Raw genomic sequence first — 15,883 nt, 5'->3', positions numbered from 1 at the left:
CGGAGTTCTTCTGGTTGATGATCGTGTCGATGGCGAGCGCGGTCTTGCCGGTCTGGCGGTCGCCGATGATCAGTTCGCGCTGGCCGCGGCCGACCGGGACCATCGAGTCGACGGCCTTGTAGCCCGTCTGCACCGGCTGGTTGACCGACTTGCGGAACACGACGCCCGGCGCAACGCGCTCGATCGGCGCCTTCTGGGTCGTCGCGATCGGGCCCTTGCCGTCGATCGGATTGCCGAGCGCGTCGACGACGCGGCCGAGCAGCGCTTCGCCGACCGGCACTTCGAGAATGCGGCCGGTGGTCTTGACCGTGGCGCCTTCGGCGATGTGCTTGTACTCGCCGAGCACGACGGCGCCGACCGAATCCTGTTCCAGGTTCAGCGCGAGGCCCGTGCTGCCGCCGGGGAATTCGAGCATTTCGCCGTACTTCACGTCGGCGAGACCGTGGATGCGCACGATGCCGTCCGTCACGGTCACGACCGTGCCGACGTTGCGCTCTTCGGTCGCACTCGCGAACTTCTCGATGCGCGACTTGATCAGATCGCTGATTTCAGATGCCTTGATGGACATTACCGTTACCTCGGCTACAGGCGACGGGCTACGGGCGACAGCCGGAACCCAACACGATGTGCCTGACCAACCAAATTGTGATTCAAAAACCTTCTGGCCGTGGCCTGCAGCCCGTAGCCCGTTGTCTAGTGCGCCAGTTCGCTGGCCAGCCGATCGAGACCCGACTTCAGCGACCCGTCGATGACCAGGTCGCCCGAGCGCACGATGGCGCCACCGAGCAACGAGGCATCGACGTCGCAATGCAGACGAATCTCACGCTTCATGCGCTTGCGCAGCGCAGCCGACAGACGCTCGCGCTGTGCATCGCTCAGTGCCACGGCCGACGTGATCTGCACATCGGCGATGTTCTCGACTTCCGCACGCAGGGTTTCGTAGATCGCCGCGATCTCGGGCAGCAGGCCCAGACGGCGGTTCTGCGCCAGCGTGTCGAGGAAGTTCTTGCCGTGCTCGTCGAGCGTCACTCCGCTCGCTTCGCCGACCAGATCGACCAGCTGCGAGGGCGTGAGGCGCGGGCTCGACAGCAACCGCGCGACGCGCTCATCCGCAACGACCGTTGAGCCGTTGCCCAGCAGCTCCGACCACTTCGCAAAGGCCTTGTGCTCCTGCGCATACGCGAACGCGGCGCGGGCATAGGGCCGGGCGATTGTGATTTTCTCAGCCATCGATGCTCCGGTGCGTCAACCGCGCTCGATTTCGAGCGCCAGCTTGTCGAGCAGGTCCGCGTGGGTCTTCGCGTCGATCTCGCGACCCAGCAGCTTGCTGGCGCCGCTCACCGCGATGGCCGCCACCTGCTGGCTGAGCTCGGCACGGGCGCGGTTCGAATCGAGTTCGACCTGCTCGCGGGCAGCGCCGATCAGACGCTGGCCTTCCGCGATCGCCGTACCGCGCGCTTCCTCGACGAGTTCATTCGAGCGGCGGTTCGCCTGCTCGATGATCTTGCTCGCCTGGGCATGCGCTTCCTTCAGCACGACCGTGGCGCTCGCCTTGGCTTCGGCGAGGCTCTTGTCCGCTTTTTCTGCGGACGCGAGACCTTCGGCGATTTTCTTGCGGCGTTCGTCGATGGCTGCGATCAGCGGCGGCCAGATGAACTTCATCGTCACCCAGGACAGGACGAAGAACACCGCCAGCTGCACGAACAGTGTTGCGTTCAGATTCATGGAAGTAACTGCCTAAACTGCAATCGACCTGCGTTCAAGCGCGCTCGCTTGCGCGGCGCGCCCAAGTGACTTCAACCCGCGAACGGATTGGCAGTCGCGAACCACAGCGCGATACCGACGCCGATGATGAACGACGCGTCGATGAGGCCGAGGAGCAGGAAGACCTTGGTCTGCAGCACGTTCATGAGTTCAGGCTGGCGAGCCGACGACTCGATGTACTTGGCAGCCATGATGCCGACGCCGATGCACGCGCCCAGCGCGCCGATGCCGATGATCAAACCGCAAGCCAGGGCGACAAATGCTACGTCTGTCATGAGAGTTCTCCGGAAAAAACCAAACCAACTAAACGATCAGTGAAGAAACGAAACCTTAGTGATGCTCGTGCGCCTGGCCGACATAGGCCAGCGTAAGCATCATGAAAATGAACGCCTGCAGCAGCACGATCAGGATGTGGAAGATCGCCCACACGGAACCCATGATCAGGTGCCCGGCCATACCCAGCACGGTGGCCGTGCCACCGAGTCCGGCAATGAGGAAGAAGATAAGCTCGCCGGCGTACATGTTGCCGAAGAGACGCATGCCGTGAGAGAGCGTCTGGCCAACGTACTCGATCGCGGTGAACAGGGCGTTGACCACGGCCAGCACGATCGCGCCGAGCCACGTGAGTGGATTCGCCGTGATCTTGACCATGCCGAACGGCGCCGTGACCCACTGATGCAGCCAACCGCCGATGCCCTTGACCTTGATGTTGTAGAAGACCACCAGCAGCAGCACCGCGATAGCCATTCCGAACGTGCCATTCAAGTCAGCCGTCGGCAGGGGCCGCAGGTAATCGATATGGAATATGTTGTGGGCGATCCAGGGCAGCAGATCGACCGGAAGCAGGTCGATGGCATTCATCAGGGCAACCCAGACGAACACGGAAAGAGCCAGCGGCGCGATGTAGGTCAGCTTGCCGTGAACCATCCCCTTGGCCTGTTCTTCGACGAACTCGACCAGCATTTCAACGAATGCCTGGAAGCGGCCCGGCACACCCGCCGTTGAACGACGCGCCGCGAAATAGAACGGGATCAGGAAGAGCAAGCCGCAGAGAATCGAAAAGAAAATCGTATCGAGATGCAGGACGTTGATGTCGAAGAGGCCGTGCTGGACCTTGTTAGCGAGATAGGTCAGGTGATGGGAGATATAGCCGGACATTCCGCCGGATTCGTGCCCGCCCTCACTTGCCATCAAGAATCTCTGCATGATTTACCCTTTCCCCGATCCGTTGCCGGCCGTGCCAGCGGCCGACTTGCGCTGCGATTTGGCGAAGGCCAGCGAGGCCCAGTACGCCAACAGCGCTCCGAACAATCCTGCGATCAATCCCAGCGGCGCCATCGCTTTCGAGCGAAAGGCGATCACCAGCAATCCCAGCGTGAGAACCAGCTTCACCAGCCAGGCCACCAGGAAACTCGCGGCGCTCAGACCGGCACCGTGATTCAGGCTGTGCCGGAACAGCGTGAAGGCCATGTAGTCCGTCCACAGCGATCCGATACCGCCGCCCACCAGCACTGACCATCCGGCTCGCCCGCCGAACGCCATGCCGCCGATGGCTGCCATCACGACGATCCAGATCAACTGCCACTGCAGGATCTTCACGGACTGGCGGGCTGCATTGCCCAGCGAGTTGCTGCTCACGACCTTGCCCTGAGCATCTCTACGGACACCGCCTCGGCCAGTACGCCCATCCGATCGACGGACAACAAAAATGCCACTGCGTTGACCGACCAGTCGGCGACGTGTGGCATTACGACAAACCCACCCCGACCGCATTTCTGCCCGGCCGGAAAAGGCGGCGGATTATACGCAGCGTTTTGCAGTGCTTCAAGAAATCGTAAGGTGCTTTTCGCGACAAAGACGCGGCGCTGCTGTCGTCCGCTGTGCGATTTCGGCAAAGCGCGTAACTACCAGACGCGTAAGGAAAAACAGCAGCGACGAATCGACAGCGGCTACAGGCGGTAGCTGAGCTTGATCAGAAACTGGTCTGCGTCGCGGACCTCGCCCATGTCTTTGAAGAGCTGCGCCACTTCGCGGTCGTCATCGTTCAACAGATCGAATCCGCCGCGGGCATACACCACATAAAGATCGGACTGCGGCGCAAGCGAATAGCGATAGCGCAATTGAATGCCGAGATTGTTCACCGTGAACGGTTCGAGCGCGACCGGAACGGGATGCAAACGGCCATCGACATCGTTCTGCCAGGCCTGCCGCGGCTCGGCGGAAATGCCGATCCACTGCCAGCGCAGCCGCAATTCGTGGCGCGGCGCGGGAATCCAGTCGAGCCGGAAATCGAGATCGAGGCGCGGTGCCCGGTAGGTGCCGAAATCATTGTCCTGTTGCCACAGCAGCCACTCGTCTGCGTACTGCGGCCGCAGATCGAGCCGCAGCGTGAGCTGTTCGACCGGGTACCACAGCCCCGTGAACTGCAGCCAGCCCGAGTAATCCTCGATGCCCTGCGGGAACAGGTAGCCGCTGAAGATGAACTGCCAGTCGCCGAAGCGCGGCGAGGTGAAATCGGCGTAGGCGCTGTACCGCGTGTCGAACCGCACCGGTCCGTTGCCGCGCGAAATCAGATCGTCGACGCCGTTTGGAATCAGGCGCAGCCGTTCGTAGGCGAGCCAGCCGCTGCGGTAGTTCACCTGCCGCAGCAGCTCGATGTTGGATTGCAGGCGCTCGCCCGCGTCGTTCTCGCGGTACTGCAGGGTCAGTTGCTGGCTTTCGCCGCTGACGCGACCGCCGTCCTTGCCGATCCGCCGCAGCGTCGTCCATTCGACCTGGCGCAGCGAGTTGCGCTCCATGTAGCCCAGGTCGTTGAGATCGAAGTCGTCGTCGATGGTCAGCAGCGTCAGCGAATGCGACAGCGGTGCGGAACGATTGAAGTCCGCCCGCAGCCACGCTTCGTATCCCGCTGCGCGCGCTGCGCCCGTGTCGATGTCGCTGCGGATCAGCTGTCCGGCGAAGCGCCACCAGTCGTTGGGCGTGAGATCGAAGTCGAGCGCATTGACCGCGGCGTGACGATCGAGGAACGGACGATCGGTCCAGCTGCCGAGATAGCCGACGCGGCCCGTCGGCAGCGTGAATCGCAGGCGCGCGGCGCCGAACAGACGCCCCAGGTCTTCGTCGTATTCGTCCTCCTGCGCAACGAAGGCGCCGTAGTCGAACGAGCCGGCACTGCCCGAGATCTTCAGCGCCGCGTCGATATCGCTGGAGCCGGCACTGCCGTCGTCCGGCGCCGCGCCCACCCGGCGTGTATAGATGAGCTGGCCGTTGGCCGGCGTGGCGAGCGCGAACAAGTTCTGGTTTTCGGTGAAGAAGGGACGCTTGTCCGTGAACACGGTTTCGATCGCCGAGAAGTCGACCACCAGTTCGTCGCTTTCGACCTGGCCGAAATCGGGATTCAACGTGGCGGTAAGCCAGAAATTCGGCGTCGGCTTCCAGCTCACGTCGACGCCCACCTTGCCTTCGAGCGTGGGCTCCAGGTTGTTCCTGATGACGCTCGCATACGGCACGACGTCGAGTGCCGGCGCCGCGCTGAACTGCGCCACCTCGATGCGGCGGAAGTCCGCGAGAAACGCCGGCGAATCGTCGGAAATCCCGGGACAGGCGAAGCGCTCGTTGCGATCGAACAGATAGCGCGACGCATACACGCCGATTTCGCGCATCGGCTTGCTGGTGGGCCGCATGTTCACGGCGTGCCACGGCACGAGGATTTCCACGAACCACTGGTCCGGCGTTTCGCGAACCTGGCTGCGCCACTCGCCGTCCCAGTCGCGGCTGAACTTGTTCTCGTTCGTGAGCGTGCCGTCGCGCACGCCGCCGCCGAGGCCGACGGAGAATTCGTATCCGACCTGCCCGGTCGCATCGAAGTCGATCAGCAGGCGGACCGAATCGCCGGGGAACGTTTCGGCATCGCGCGGCGTGCGCGGCTTGACGCGTCGCGCGCCGGCCGGCTGATCCAGGGTGAATGCGGCCGCAAGCCCCTCGGGCGTCGCGACGATCCGTACGTCACTGCGATAGCGCGGTATGTCGCGCGCGAACGGCTCGATGCGATACCACTGGCCGCAATCGACGGCCTGCTGCCATTCGGGTTCGTCGAACCGGCCATCGACGTCGATGGCACCTCGCGCGATCACCGGCAGGAGCAGCACTGTATACAGTGCTGCGGCGGCGCAAGAAGTCTTTCGTATTGTCGTACGGGGAGGCGCGATGTCGTTCAACCGCGCGGGCGGCATTGCGGGAATGCTTCCATGCAGGCGTTGCTCATCCGTGCGTCCTCGGCGTCAGCGAATGTGGCCGATGATACCGTCGAGTTCATCGAGCGAGTGATAGGTGATCACCAGCTTTCCCTTGCCTGAGCCGGAATGCTGCACCTGCACCCTGGCGCCGAGCTTTTCCGACAGATCGCTTTCGAGCTTGCGGACATTCGGATCGGCCTTCGGTGCCGGCGTCGATTCCTGCGGACCGGCGAGCATGCGGCGCACGAGCGCCTCGGTTTCGCGCACCGAGAGCTTTTTCTTCGCCACCTGCGCCGCGACTTCCGCCTGCTGGCGCTGGTTCTCCAGGCCCAGCAACGCGCGCGCATGGCCCATTTCCAGTTCGCCGCGTTCGACGAAGCCCTTTGCTTCATCGCACAGATCGAGCAGCCGCAGCAGATTCGATACAGTGGCGCGCGAGCGGCCCACCGCTTCGGCGGCGGTGGCATGCGTCATCTCGAATTCGGAAATCAGCCGCTGCAGCGCCCGCGCCTCTTCCAGCGGATTCAGGTTCTCGCGCTGGATGTTCTCGATGAGCGCCATCGCCACCGCGGCCTCATCCGCAACGCGGCGCACGATCGCGGGAATTTCGTGAAGGCCGGCGAGCTGCGCCGCACGCCAGCGGCGTTCGCCGGCGATGATTTCGTAGCGTCGCGGCTGGCCCGCCGGCGCATCGCCCAGCGGTCGCACGAGAATCGGCTGGATCAGTCCCTGTGCCTTGATCGAATCCGCCAGCTCCTGCAGCGTGTCGGTGTGCATGTCGATGCGCGGCTGATATTTGCCGCGCTGAAGCAGATCGACCGGCAGCTTGAGCAACTCTTCATCGGGACGCAGCTGCGCTACGGCGGAAGTGCCGCTATCGACGGGCGCCGGTTGACCGAGCAATGCGCCGAGTCCGCGTCCGAGGCTGGGGCGTTTGGTGGACATTCGTTTAAAAGGCCGACTGGCAACGGGCACCTGGCAACTGGCCAGAACAGATCCCGGACGGGAACACGTGGGCCTTCCGGCCAGCAGCCACTCTCACGTTCCCACCGCATCCGCCGTCGGCGCCATCGGCTCGCCTTCGGCGCGGCGGATCATTTCGCCGGCGAGCGCGAGGTAGGCCAGCGCGCCGCGGGACTCGCGATCGAAATACAGCGCGGGCTTGCCAAAGCTCGGGGCCTCGGCGAGACGCACGTTGCGCGGAATGATGGTGCGGAAGACGCGACCGGGGAAATGCTCCATGAGCTGCGCCGAGACTTCGTTGGCGAGGTTGTTTCGCGGATCGAACATGGTGCGCAGGATGCCGTGGATCTCCAGCTGCGGATTCGGGCCGGCCTTGATCTGGTCGATGGTGCCGACGAGCGCGGTGAGACCTTCGAGCGCGTAGTACTCGCACTGCATCGGGATCAGCACGCCGTCGGCCGCGACCAGCGCATTGACCGTCAGCATGTTGAGCGAAGGCGGGCAGTCGATCAGCACGATGTCGAACTGGTCCAGCACCGGCTGCAATGCATTGCGCAGGCGCGATTCGCAGCCCGGCTTGCCCATCAGCTCCACTTCGGCGGCCACCAGGTCCTGATTGGCCGGCAGCAGTTTGAAATCGGAATAGTCGACCGACAGCAGCGCCGAGGCGAGATCGCAATCGCCCAGCAGCACGTCGGTGGTCGTGCGCTGCACCGTGCGCTTGTCGACGCCGCAGCCCATCGTCGCATTGCCCTGCGGATCGCAATCGATCAGCAGCACGCGCCGCTTCGTCGCCGCCAGCGACGCGGCGAGATTCACGCTCGTCGTCGTCTTGCCGACGCCGCCTTTCTGATTGGTGATGGCGAGAATGCGGTGCATGAGAAGAGGCCGACTGGTCTACTGGCGACTGGCCACTGGCCAGAGCGGAATGGCGATGCAAGTCATGCAACTGGCCCTCGATTGGCCGGAGAATCCAAGGACGTGAATCTGATCGATACTGGACTCTTCTCTGGCCAGAGACCAGTAGCCAGTTTGCCAGCGGCCCGCATGATCGCTAGACGCGATCGTGCGACCGGCAGATTTCCACAAGATGGCGCTCTTCGTCCAGACCGGGAACGTCAAGTCGATGGATCGCCGCGAGTTTCCAGCCGTTGGGAAGTTTCTTGACTTCGTCTTCGGGGAATTTCCCTTTCATGGCGAGCAGTCGCCCGCCGCCGACAGCGAGATGCCCGGCCCATTTGACGAACTGCTCGACGGGCCCCACGGCGCGCGAAACGACGATGTCGAAGCGTTCGTCGGGACGAAAAGCTTCGGCACGCGTGTGAACGGTGACGATGTTGCGCAGTTCGAGCAGCTGCGCCACGTGATCGATGAACTTGAGTTTCTTCGCCGTGGAATCGACCAGCGTGAACTGCCGCTCCGGATTCACGATGGCGAGCGGAATGCCGGGAAATCCCGCACCGGTGCCGATGTCGCACACGCGCGATCCGCGCAGGAAGGACTGGATCGACAGGCTGTCGAGCAGATGCTTGGTGATCTGCGCCGATCGCTCACGGATCGCCGTGAGGTTCATGCGCTGATTCCAGTCGTCGAGTTCGTCCAGCACGCGCAGCAGCTTCGCTGCTTGATCAGCGCTCAGTGCGATGCCGAGCTTTGCCGCGCTTTCGACGAGAGTGGGACTCATTAGAGAGGCAGGGAGAGCGAACTCTCATCCCCCTGTAGGTCAGGCTTTAGCCTGACACTGCCGCAGGCCGGCTGAAGCCGGCCCCACAGGAAGAAGGATGAGTCACTTCTTCGCGCACTTGCCTTCGAGACGTATGTGCCGGGTATCGCACAGCCCCGTCTGCTGCGAGAAGAAATGCGCGATGGCTTCGAAGTCCTTTTCATCCACGCCCGCGATGATGCCGGCCATGATCGCGTTCTTGCGCTTGCCGCTCTTGTAGTCCTTGAGCGCGTGCACGATGTAGTCCGCGTACTGGCCCGCCAGTGCGGGGTAGTCGTCCGACAGGGCCTTGGCACCGTTGGCGCCATGGCACTGCACGCAGGTCTGGGTCGCCGCGGGCGGCGTGCCGACGACTTCGGCGTCCGGGTTGACGCCTTCGGCATGCAGGAAGGCCGCGATGTCTTCGCGATCCTGGGCGTTGAGCGAGCTGGCTTGCGCGTGCATGGTCGGATGCGGACGTTCGCCGGAGGCGTATTCCGCCAGGGCCACCGTCAGGTACTTCAGGTTCTGGTTGCCGAGGCGCGGGACGTTGTACTCGGGCCAGACGTTCTTGTAGTTGGGAACCCCGTGGCAGCCGTGGCAGGTGTAGGCGAGCTTCTTGCCATTCTCGGCATTGCCCTCGGCAGCGGCACCGGTGCTCGTGGCGATGGCGATTGCACCCAGGCCGAGCGCCAGCAGGGTCGGTCGAAACTTCATTCCTCGTCTCCGCACGTTCTTGGCAAATTCGTACGCTGCCGGCTCGAGGCCAGAGGGGTGCCGGTCAGCGGGGGGGCGCAATGGTAGCCCGCGCTATTGTTGATGAATAGCGCCAATTCACGGGTTTGGGTCAGGTTTCCCATGAATCCTGCAGGTTGCGGCTCACATCCGCGGGGTGGCTCGGCTATACTTTTCGCGCCCCGAGGCTCCGCCCCGGCGCCACTCCCCGCCCGCTTTGAGGTTTCCATGGCTCGCATCACTGTCGAAGACTGTCTGCAACACGTCCCGAATCTGTTCCAGCTGGTCATGGTTGCGGCGAAACGCTCGCGCAAACTGGCCAATGGCGCCGAGCCGACCGTGGATGCGGAGAACGACAAGATGACGGTCGTGGCCCTGCGCGAAATCGCCGCCGGTCATATTGGTCCGGAAATTCTGGAAGAGGTCGAACAGCGACCGGTTCCGGAAATGATGCCGGACGCGGACATGATGATGTCCGGCGAGCTGCGCGCACCGCACCTCGGGCTGGGGGACTAAACCCGCAGCGGATCCTCCTCGCCCGTCATGGACTATGCGTCTTCCATTCTGAGTCTGCTGCCGACCGGAAGACGCTCGATAGGCGTCACGCAGCTTCTCAACAAGCTCGAAACCTACCTGCCGCCGGCCCAGGTCGACCGGGTCCGCGATGCGTATGAATTCGGCGCCGAGGCCCACCAGGGTCAGAAGCGCCTGAGCGGCGAACCGTACATCGCCCACCCGGTGGCGGTCGCCGACATCCTGGCCGACCTGCACCTCGACGCGCAGACCATCGTCGCCGCCATCCTGCACGACGTCATCGAGGACACGGCGAGCTCGAAGGAAGAGATCGCCGAGCGCTTCGGCGCCGAAGTGGCCGAACTGGTCGACGGCGTTTCCAAACTCGACCAGATCCAGTTCCGCAGCCGCGCCGAGGCGCAGGCCGAATCCTTCCGCAAGATGCTGCTGGCCATGGTGCGCGACATCCGCGTCGTCATGGTCAAGCTGGCCGATCGCACGCACAACATGCGCACGCTCGGCGCCATGCCGCCGGCGAAGCGCCGCACCATCGCGCGCGAGACGCTGGAGATCTACGCGCCGATCGCCAATCGCCTCGGCATTCATTCGGTGAAGTCGGAACTGGAAGATCTCGGGTTCAAATCCCTGTATCCGGGCCGCTACCGCATCATCGAGCGCGCACTGAAAAAGGCGCGCGGCAACCAGAAGCAGTTCGTCGGCAAGATCGCCGACAACCTGCGCAGCGGCCTGGAGAAGGCCGGCATCAAGGGTCGCGTCGAAGGACGCGAAAAGCATCTCTACAGCGTCTATCAGAAAATGCGCCGCAAGCGCGCGCCGCTGACTTCCATCGTCGACGTGTTCGGTTTCCGCATCGTCGTCGACAGCGTCGACACCTGCTATCGCGCGCTCGGGCTGGTGCACGGGCTGTATCGCCCGATGCCCGGACGCTTCAAGGACTACATCGCGATTCCGCGCGTCAACGGCTATCAGTCATTGCACACGACGCTGTTCGGCCCGAACGGCATGCCGATCGAAGTGCAGATCCGCACCGAAGAAATGAACCGCGTTGCCGAATCGGGCATCGCCGCGCACTGGCAATACAAGAACAGCGAAGACCAGGGACGCGCCTATCGCGACCGCGCCAGCGAATGGCTGCAGCAGCTGATGGAAATCCAGCACGGCGGCAATTCCGAAGAATTCATGGAGAGCGTGAAGGTCGACCTGTTCCCGGACAAGGTCTACGTGTTCACGCCGCGCGGCGAAATCCGCCGCCTGCCGCGCAACGCCACCGCCGTGGATTTCGCGTACAGCGTGCACACCGACATCGGCAATCACTGCGTCGCGGCGAAGGTGGATCGACGGCTCGTACCGCTGCGCACGCCGCTGCGCAACGGCCAGACCGTGGAAATCATCACCGCGAAGGGCGCGACGCCGAATCCGGCCTGGGTGAACTTCGTCGTCACCGCCAAGGCGCGCGCGGCCATTCGTCACTATCTCAAGAGTCTCAAGCACTCCGAAGCCGTCGAACTCGGCAAACGCCTGCTCAACCAGGCGCTCAGCGATCTCGGTCTCGCGCTCAAGAAAATTCCGGACGAGCGCGTGCAATCCGCGGCCACGGAACTCAATCTCAAGAGCGCCGAAGAACTGTTCGAACGCATCGGACTCGGCGAACGCCTCGCGCCGCTGGTCGCGCGACGTCTGCTGCCCGCAGACACCGCCGCGCCCGCCGAACCCGTGCCGCAGTCCGGGCCGCTGGCGATCGCCGGCACCGAAGGCATGGTCGTCAGCTACGCGCGCTGCTGCTTCCCGATCCCGAACGATCCGATCATGGCGTATCTGTCCAGCGGCCGCGGCGTCGTGATCCACCGCGAGGTCTGCGGCAACCTGCGCAACTACCGCAAGCAGCCCGACAAGTGGCTGTCCGTGTCGTGGCAGCCGAATCTCGATCGCCTGTTCAACGTCGAGATCCGCATCGATGTCAGCAATCGCATGGGCGCGCTCGCCGCCATTGCGTCCAACATCGCCTCGACCGACACCAACATCGAACACGTCGCCGTCGATGAGCGCGATGGCGATGCCTCGACGCTGGTGTTCGACCTGCAGGTCAAGAACCGCAAGCACCTGGCGAGCGTCATCAAGAATCTGCGCAAGATGCCGGAAGTGATGCGCGTTACGCGAGTGCTGGCGTAACGTCAGCCAGTCCCCTTCTTCGAGGTTCCTCATGCCCCGCACCATCATCTCCACGCCCGACGCACCTGCCGCGGTCGGCACCTACTCGCAGGCCGTCAAGGTCGGCAGCACCGTCTACGTCTCCGGCCAGATTCCGCTCGATCCGAGATCCGGGCAGCTGGTGACGGATTCAATGGACGCGCAGATCCGTCGCGTCTTTGACAACCTCAAGGCCATCATCGTGGCCTCGGGCGGCACGTTCGCGAACGTCACCAAGCTCAACGTGTTCCTCACCGATCTGTCGCACTTCGCGCTGCTGAACCAGATCATGGCGGAATATTTCCAGCAGCCCTATCCGGCGCGCGCGGCGATTCAGGTCGCGGGGTTGCCGAAGGGCGCGGCGGTGGAGATGGATTGCGTGCTGGAGCTGGAGTAAGGAAGGCTACGGGCGACAGGCTACAGGCGACAGCCAGAAAGATGCTTGGTCTCCTGCTGTCGCCTGTCGCCTGTCGCCTGTCGCCCGTTTCCTGCCGCCTGTCGCCCGCAACTCCCTTGCTACACTCGCCACGGACGGCGACCCATGAACACTTCCACTTCCCCACAACGACCGCCGCAGGTCGCCTCCGCCGAATTGCGCCCCGTCACTGCGTTGCGCGGCGTCGGCGATGCACTGGCGCAGAAACTGCAGAAGCTCGGCATCGAGACCGTGCAGGACCTGCTGTTCCTGTTGCCGTTGCGTTATGAAGACCGCACACGAGTCGCCGCGATCGGTTCGCTGCAGGCCGGCGAGCGCGCCGTCATCGAAGGCGAAGTACAGCTCACCGAGGTCGCCTTCCGCGGCCGGCGACAGTTGCTGTGCCGGCTCAGCGACGGTTCCGGTTCGCTGACGCTGCGATTCTTCTACTTCAATGCCAGTCAGCAGCAGTCGCTCGCGCGCGGCGTCCGCATCCGCTGTTACGGCGAGATCCGTCGCGGACCCGGCGGCTTCGAGATCGTGCACCCGGAGTATCGGCGCGTGGCGAGCGATGCGCCCGGCGACGTCGAGCCGGCGCTCACGCCGATCTATCCGCTGACCGAAGGCGTGCAGCAGGGTCGATTGCGGCAGCTCACCTCGATGGCGCTGCGCGAGGTGGCCAATGAAACGATTCGCGACTGGCTGCCGGCGTCGGCGTTGCGCGAACTGAACCTGCCGTCGTTGCGCGAAGCGCTCGACTACGTGCATCGGCCGCCGCCCGATGCGAGTCTGGAACAGCTCTCCGCGTACATGCATCCGGCGCAGCGACGACTGGCGTTCGAGGAAATGCTGGCGCATCACCTCAGCCTGCGACTGCTGCGACGCGAAGTGCAGCGCGATCCGGGCTGGGCTTTTCAACCGCAGCGCGCGCTCATGAAGGGCTTTCTGCGCTCGCTGCCTTTCAAACCCACCGGTGCGCAGCAGCGCGCCTGGGCCGACATCGAACGCGATCTCGCGCAGCCGAGCCCGATGCTGCGGCTGGTGCAGGGCGACGTGGGCAGCGGCAAGACGCTGGTAGCCGCGATGGCGGCCGTACGCGCGGTCGAAGCAGGATTTCAGGCCGCCGTCATGGCGCCGACCGAACTGCTGGCGGAACAGCATGGCCGCAACTTCGCAGCGTGGCTCGCGCCGCTGGATCTCGAGATCGCATTGCTGACCGGCAAACGTTCCAGCGCGGCACGCACGCGCGCACTGGCGGACATCGCGTCGGGCTCGGCGCAGATCGTGATCGGCACGCACGCGCTGTTTCAGGAGCAGGTCGAGTTTCACCGCCTCGGTCTGGTGATCGTCGACGAGCAGCATCGCTTCGGCGTGCATCAGCGCCTGCTGTTGCGCGAGAAAGGCGCCTCGTCCGGCCGCTATCCGCACCAGCTCATCATGACGGCGACGCCGATTCCGCGGACGCTGGCGATGACGGCCTATGCGGACCTCGACGTGTCGATCATCGACGAACTGCCTCCGGGTCGCACGCCAGTGAAGACCGTGGCGCTGACCGAGAGCCGCCGCGACGAGATCGTCCTGCGCATTCGCGATGCCTGCCGGCAGAAACGACAGGCGTACTGGGTGTGCCCGCTGGTCGAGGAATCCGAGCAGCTGGAAGCGCAGGCCGCCGAAGAAACCGCGCGCGTGCTGGCCGAGGCGCTGTCGGAGCTGCGCGTGGGCCTGGTGCACGGCCGGATGACGCCGCGCGACAAGGATGCCGTCATGAGCGAGTTCAAGGCCGGTAGTATCGATCTGCTTGTTGCCACAACGGTCATTGAAGTCGGTGTCGACGTGCCGAACGCAAGCCTGATGGTGATCGAGAATTCCGAACGCATGGGTCTCGCACAGCTGCATCAGTTGCGCGGCCGGGTCGGTCGCGGGTCGGCGGAGAGCAACTGCGTGCTGCTGTATCGCCCGCCGCTCACTGAGGTCGCGCGCGAACGTCTCGGCGTCATGCGCGCGACCAACGATGGATTCGAGATCTCGCGGCGCGATCTCGAACTGCGCGGTCCCGGCGAATTGCTGGGCACGAAACAGACCGGCCTCATGCAGATGCGCGTGGCCGATCTCATGCGCGATGCCGATCTGTTGCCGCGCGTCCAGCAGACTGCCGAATTGATGCTGGCGGAGAATGAGGCCAACATAGCGCCGCTGCTGCGCCGCTGGACCGGACGCGGCGAGCAGTTCGGCAAGGTATGAGGGGGCGACTGGCTACTGGCGACTGGCCAGAAGGCAAGATGAGCAGAGAGGGTATGGAATCGACTGTCGAACATCCGGCGACGCCCGCACACTCCAGCTCTCTGTTCTGGCCAGCCGCCAGCAGCCAGTAGCCAGCCGCCGTCCCCATGTCCTCCTCCCCCCCCGACTTCGCCTCTCGCCTGCGCTGGCTCGGCCATCGCATCGGCTCCACCCCCTTCGTCGCCGAGATCCTGCCGGCGGCGGCGAAGCGCGCGAATGCCTACGCGCGGCTGCTGCGTCTCGACAAGCCGATCGGCATCTGGCTGCTGTTGTGGCCGGTGTTGTGGGCGCTGTGGCTGTCGTCCGGCGGCAAGCCCGATCCGCACGTCTTCATCGTGTTCGTGCTCGGCACGGTGCTGACGCGCTCGGCCGGCTGCGCCATGAACGATTTCGCCGACCGCGATTTCGACGCGCATGTGAAACGGACGCGCGACCGGCCGCTCGCCACGGGCGAACTCGATCCCATCGAAGCGCTGGCGCTGTGCATCAGCCTCGGGCTGGTGGCGATCGGCCTGGTGCTGACCATGAATCATCTGACGCAACTCATGGCGATCGGCGGCGCGGTGCTGCTGCTGACCTATCCGTTCATGAAGCGCTTCTTTCCGCTGCCGCAGTTCTATCTCGGCGCGGCCTTCACCTGGTCGGTGCCGATGGCCTACGCGGCTCATACGGGCGAATATCCGCCGCGCATGGCCTGGCTGCTGTTCATCGCCGGCCTGCTGTGGACCATGGCCTACGACACCATGTACGCGATGGTGGATCGCGAGGACGACAGGAAGCTCGGCATCCGCTCCAGCGCCATCCTGTTCGGCGACGCCGACCGTTTCATCATCGGCATCATGCAGCTCATGTCGCTCTACGCGCTGTGGCTCGCCGGGCGCGAACTCGAACTGGGCCTGTGGTTCGGTCTCGGACTCATCACCGCTGCGATCTTCTCGCTCTACCAGCAGTACCTGATCCGCGACCGCAGGCCGGAGGAATGCTTCAAGGCATTCATCAACAACAATTACTACGGCATGGCGATCTTCATCGGGATCGCGCTGGAGTATGTATTCCGGTAGCGGCGCC

The 15,883-nt window shown here is 64.1% G+C and carries 15 protein-coding genes and 1 pseudogene; 5 read left to right on the top strand and 11 right to left on the bottom strand.

Features of this window, described 5'->3' with window-relative positions:
- The 11 genes and pseudogenes from V7D81_RS20685 to V7D81_RS20635 all read right to left on the bottom strand — a co-directional run.
- Positions 1-568 (bottom strand): annotated as a pseudogene (locus V7D81_RS20685) (F0F1 ATP synthase subunit alpha); the annotation flags it as partial.
- A 125-nt stretch (positions 569-693) separates the two neighbouring features.
- Positions 694-1,230: a F0F1 ATP synthase subunit delta gene (locus V7D81_RS20680; protein WP_324319851.1), complete on the bottom strand. Its 537-nt coding sequence runs from the start codon at positions 1,228-1,230 to the stop codon at positions 694-696.
- Positions 1,231-1,245: 15 nt separating this feature from the next.
- Positions 1,246-1,725 (bottom strand): F0F1 ATP synthase subunit B, encoded by a 480-nt coding sequence (locus V7D81_RS20675; RefSeq protein WP_324319849.1) that lies wholly within the window; start codon positions 1,723-1,725, stop codon positions 1,246-1,248.
- Positions 1,726-1,796: 71 nt separating this feature from the next.
- Positions 1,797-2,039 carry a F0F1 ATP synthase subunit C gene (atpE, locus tag V7D81_RS20670; protein ID WP_324319847.1) on the bottom strand — a complete coding sequence of 81 codons (243 nt, stop codon included), beginning with the start codon at positions 2,037-2,039 and terminating at the stop codon, positions 1,797-1,799.
- Positions 2,040-2,094: 55 nt separating this feature from the next.
- On the bottom strand, positions 2,095-2,955 hold the full coding sequence (gene atpB / locus V7D81_RS20665) for a F0F1 ATP synthase subunit A (RefSeq protein ID WP_349257709.1): 861 nt from the start codon (positions 2,953-2,955) through the stop codon (positions 2,095-2,097).
- A gap of 18 nt (positions 2,956-2,973) precedes the next feature.
- Complete coding sequence (locus V7D81_RS20660) at positions 2,974-3,402, bottom strand: ATP synthase subunit I (protein WP_324319842.1); 429 nt, start codon at positions 3,400-3,402, stop codon at positions 2,974-2,976.
- Positions 3,403-3,713: 311 nt separating this feature from the next.
- Positions 3,714-5,912 carry a DUF5916 domain-containing protein gene (locus V7D81_RS20655; RefSeq protein WP_324319840.1) on the bottom strand — a complete coding sequence of 733 codons (2,199 nt, stop codon included), beginning with the start codon at positions 5,910-5,912 and terminating at the stop codon, positions 3,714-3,716.
- A gap of 132 nt (positions 5,913-6,044) precedes the next feature.
- The gene (locus tag V7D81_RS20650) at positions 6,045-6,944 is read right to left on the bottom strand and encodes a ParB/RepB/Spo0J family partition protein (protein WP_324319838.1); all 900 of its coding nucleotides are present in this window, start codon (positions 6,942-6,944) and stop codon (positions 6,045-6,047) included.
- Between the two features lie 93 nt (positions 6,945-7,037).
- Positions 7,038-7,841, bottom strand: coding sequence for a ParA family protein (locus V7D81_RS20645; RefSeq protein ID WP_324319836.1), 804 nt, complete (start codon positions 7,839-7,841; stop codon positions 7,038-7,040).
- 175 nt (positions 7,842-8,016) lie between these two features.
- Positions 8,017-8,646 (bottom strand): 16S rRNA (guanine(527)-N(7))-methyltransferase RsmG, encoded by a 630-nt coding sequence (gene rsmG / locus V7D81_RS20640; RefSeq protein WP_324319834.1) that lies wholly within the window; start codon positions 8,644-8,646, stop codon positions 8,017-8,019.
- A gap of 102 nt (positions 8,647-8,748) precedes the next feature.
- Positions 8,749-9,381 carry a c-type cytochrome gene (locus V7D81_RS20635; RefSeq protein ID WP_324319832.1) on the bottom strand — a complete coding sequence of 211 codons (633 nt, stop codon included), beginning with the start codon at positions 9,379-9,381 and terminating at the stop codon, positions 8,749-8,751.
- A 246-nt stretch (positions 9,382-9,627) separates the two neighbouring features.
- Between V7D81_RS20635 and rpoZ the strand changes: the two genes are divergently transcribed.
- From rpoZ to ubiA, 5 genes are all read left to right on the top strand, one after another.
- The gene (rpoZ, locus tag V7D81_RS20630; RefSeq protein WP_349257708.1) at positions 9,628-9,915 is read left to right on the top strand and encodes a DNA-directed RNA polymerase subunit omega; all 288 of its coding nucleotides are present in this window, start codon (positions 9,628-9,630) and stop codon (positions 9,913-9,915) included.
- A 27-nt stretch (positions 9,916-9,942) separates the two neighbouring features.
- Positions 9,943-12,102, top strand: coding sequence for a bifunctional GTP diphosphokinase/guanosine-3',5'-bis pyrophosphate 3'-pyrophosphohydrolase (spoT, locus tag V7D81_RS20625; RefSeq protein WP_324319830.1), 2,160 nt, complete (start codon positions 9,943-9,945; stop codon positions 12,100-12,102).
- 31 nt (positions 12,103-12,133) lie between these two features.
- Positions 12,134-12,517, top strand: a complete 384-nt coding sequence (locus tag V7D81_RS20620; protein ID WP_324319828.1) for a RidA family protein — start codon at positions 12,134-12,136, stop codon at positions 12,515-12,517.
- 144 nt (positions 12,518-12,661) lie between these two features.
- A complete protein-coding gene (recG, locus tag V7D81_RS20615; protein ID WP_324319826.1) occupies positions 12,662-14,776 on the top strand; it encodes an ATP-dependent DNA helicase RecG in 2,115 nt (704 codons plus the stop codon).
- Positions 14,777-15,006: 230 nt separating this feature from the next.
- On the top strand, positions 15,007-15,876 hold the full coding sequence (gene ubiA / locus V7D81_RS20610) for a 4-hydroxybenzoate octaprenyltransferase (protein WP_442958369.1): 870 nt from the start codon (positions 15,007-15,009) through the stop codon (positions 15,874-15,876).
- The last annotated feature ends 7 nt before the right edge of the window (positions 15,877-15,883 follow it).

Origin of the sequence: Povalibacter sp. (genome assembly GCF_036735925.1) — a bacterium.
Lineage (GTDB): Bacteria > Pseudomonadota > Gammaproteobacteria > Steroidobacterales > Steroidobacteraceae > Steroidobacter.
Note: the sequence above shows the minus strand (reverse complement) of the source record. Positions and strands in the feature narration are given on the sequence as shown.

Excerpts from the sequence above, each read along its gene's own strand:
- V7D81_RS20680 (WP_324319851.1), bottom strand. The coding sequence starts at position 1,230 with ATGGCTGAGAAAATCACAATCGCCCGGCCCTATGCCCGCGCCGCGTTC.
- V7D81_RS20675 (WP_324319849.1), bottom strand. The coding sequence starts at position 1,725 with ATGAATCTGAACGCAACACTGTTCGTGCAGCTGGCGGTGTTCTTCGTC.
- atpE (WP_324319847.1), bottom strand. The coding sequence starts at position 2,039 with ATGACAGACGTAGCATTTGTCGCCCTGGCTTGCGGTTTGATCATCGGC.
- atpB (WP_349257709.1), bottom strand. The coding sequence starts at position 2,955 with ATGGCAAGTGAGGGCGGGCACGAATCCGGCGGAATGTCCGGCTATATC.
- V7D81_RS20650 (WP_324319838.1), bottom strand. The coding sequence starts at position 6,944 with ATGTCCACCAAACGCCCCAGCCTCGGACGCGGACTCGGCGCATTGCTC.
- V7D81_RS20645 (WP_324319836.1), bottom strand. The coding sequence starts at position 7,841 with ATGCACCGCATTCTCGCCATCACCAATCAGAAAGGCGGCGTCGGCAAG.
- rsmG (WP_324319834.1), bottom strand. The coding sequence starts at position 8,646 with ATGAGTCCCACTCTCGTCGAAAGCGCGGCAAAGCTCGGCATCGCACTG.
- V7D81_RS20635 (WP_324319832.1), bottom strand. The coding sequence starts at position 9,381 with ATGAAGTTTCGACCGACCCTGCTGGCGCTCGGCCTGGGTGCAATCGCC.
- rpoZ (WP_349257708.1), top strand. The coding sequence starts at position 9,628 with ATGGCTCGCATCACTGTCGAAGACTGTCTGCAACACGTCCCGAATCTG.
- spoT (WP_324319830.1), top strand. The coding sequence starts at position 9,943 with ATGGACTATGCGTCTTCCATTCTGAGTCTGCTGCCGACCGGAAGACGC.
- V7D81_RS20620 (WP_324319828.1), top strand. The coding sequence starts at position 12,134 with ATGCCCCGCACCATCATCTCCACGCCCGACGCACCTGCCGCGGTCGGC.
- recG (WP_324319826.1), top strand. The coding sequence starts at position 12,662 with ATGAACACTTCCACTTCCCCACAACGACCGCCGCAGGTCGCCTCCGCC.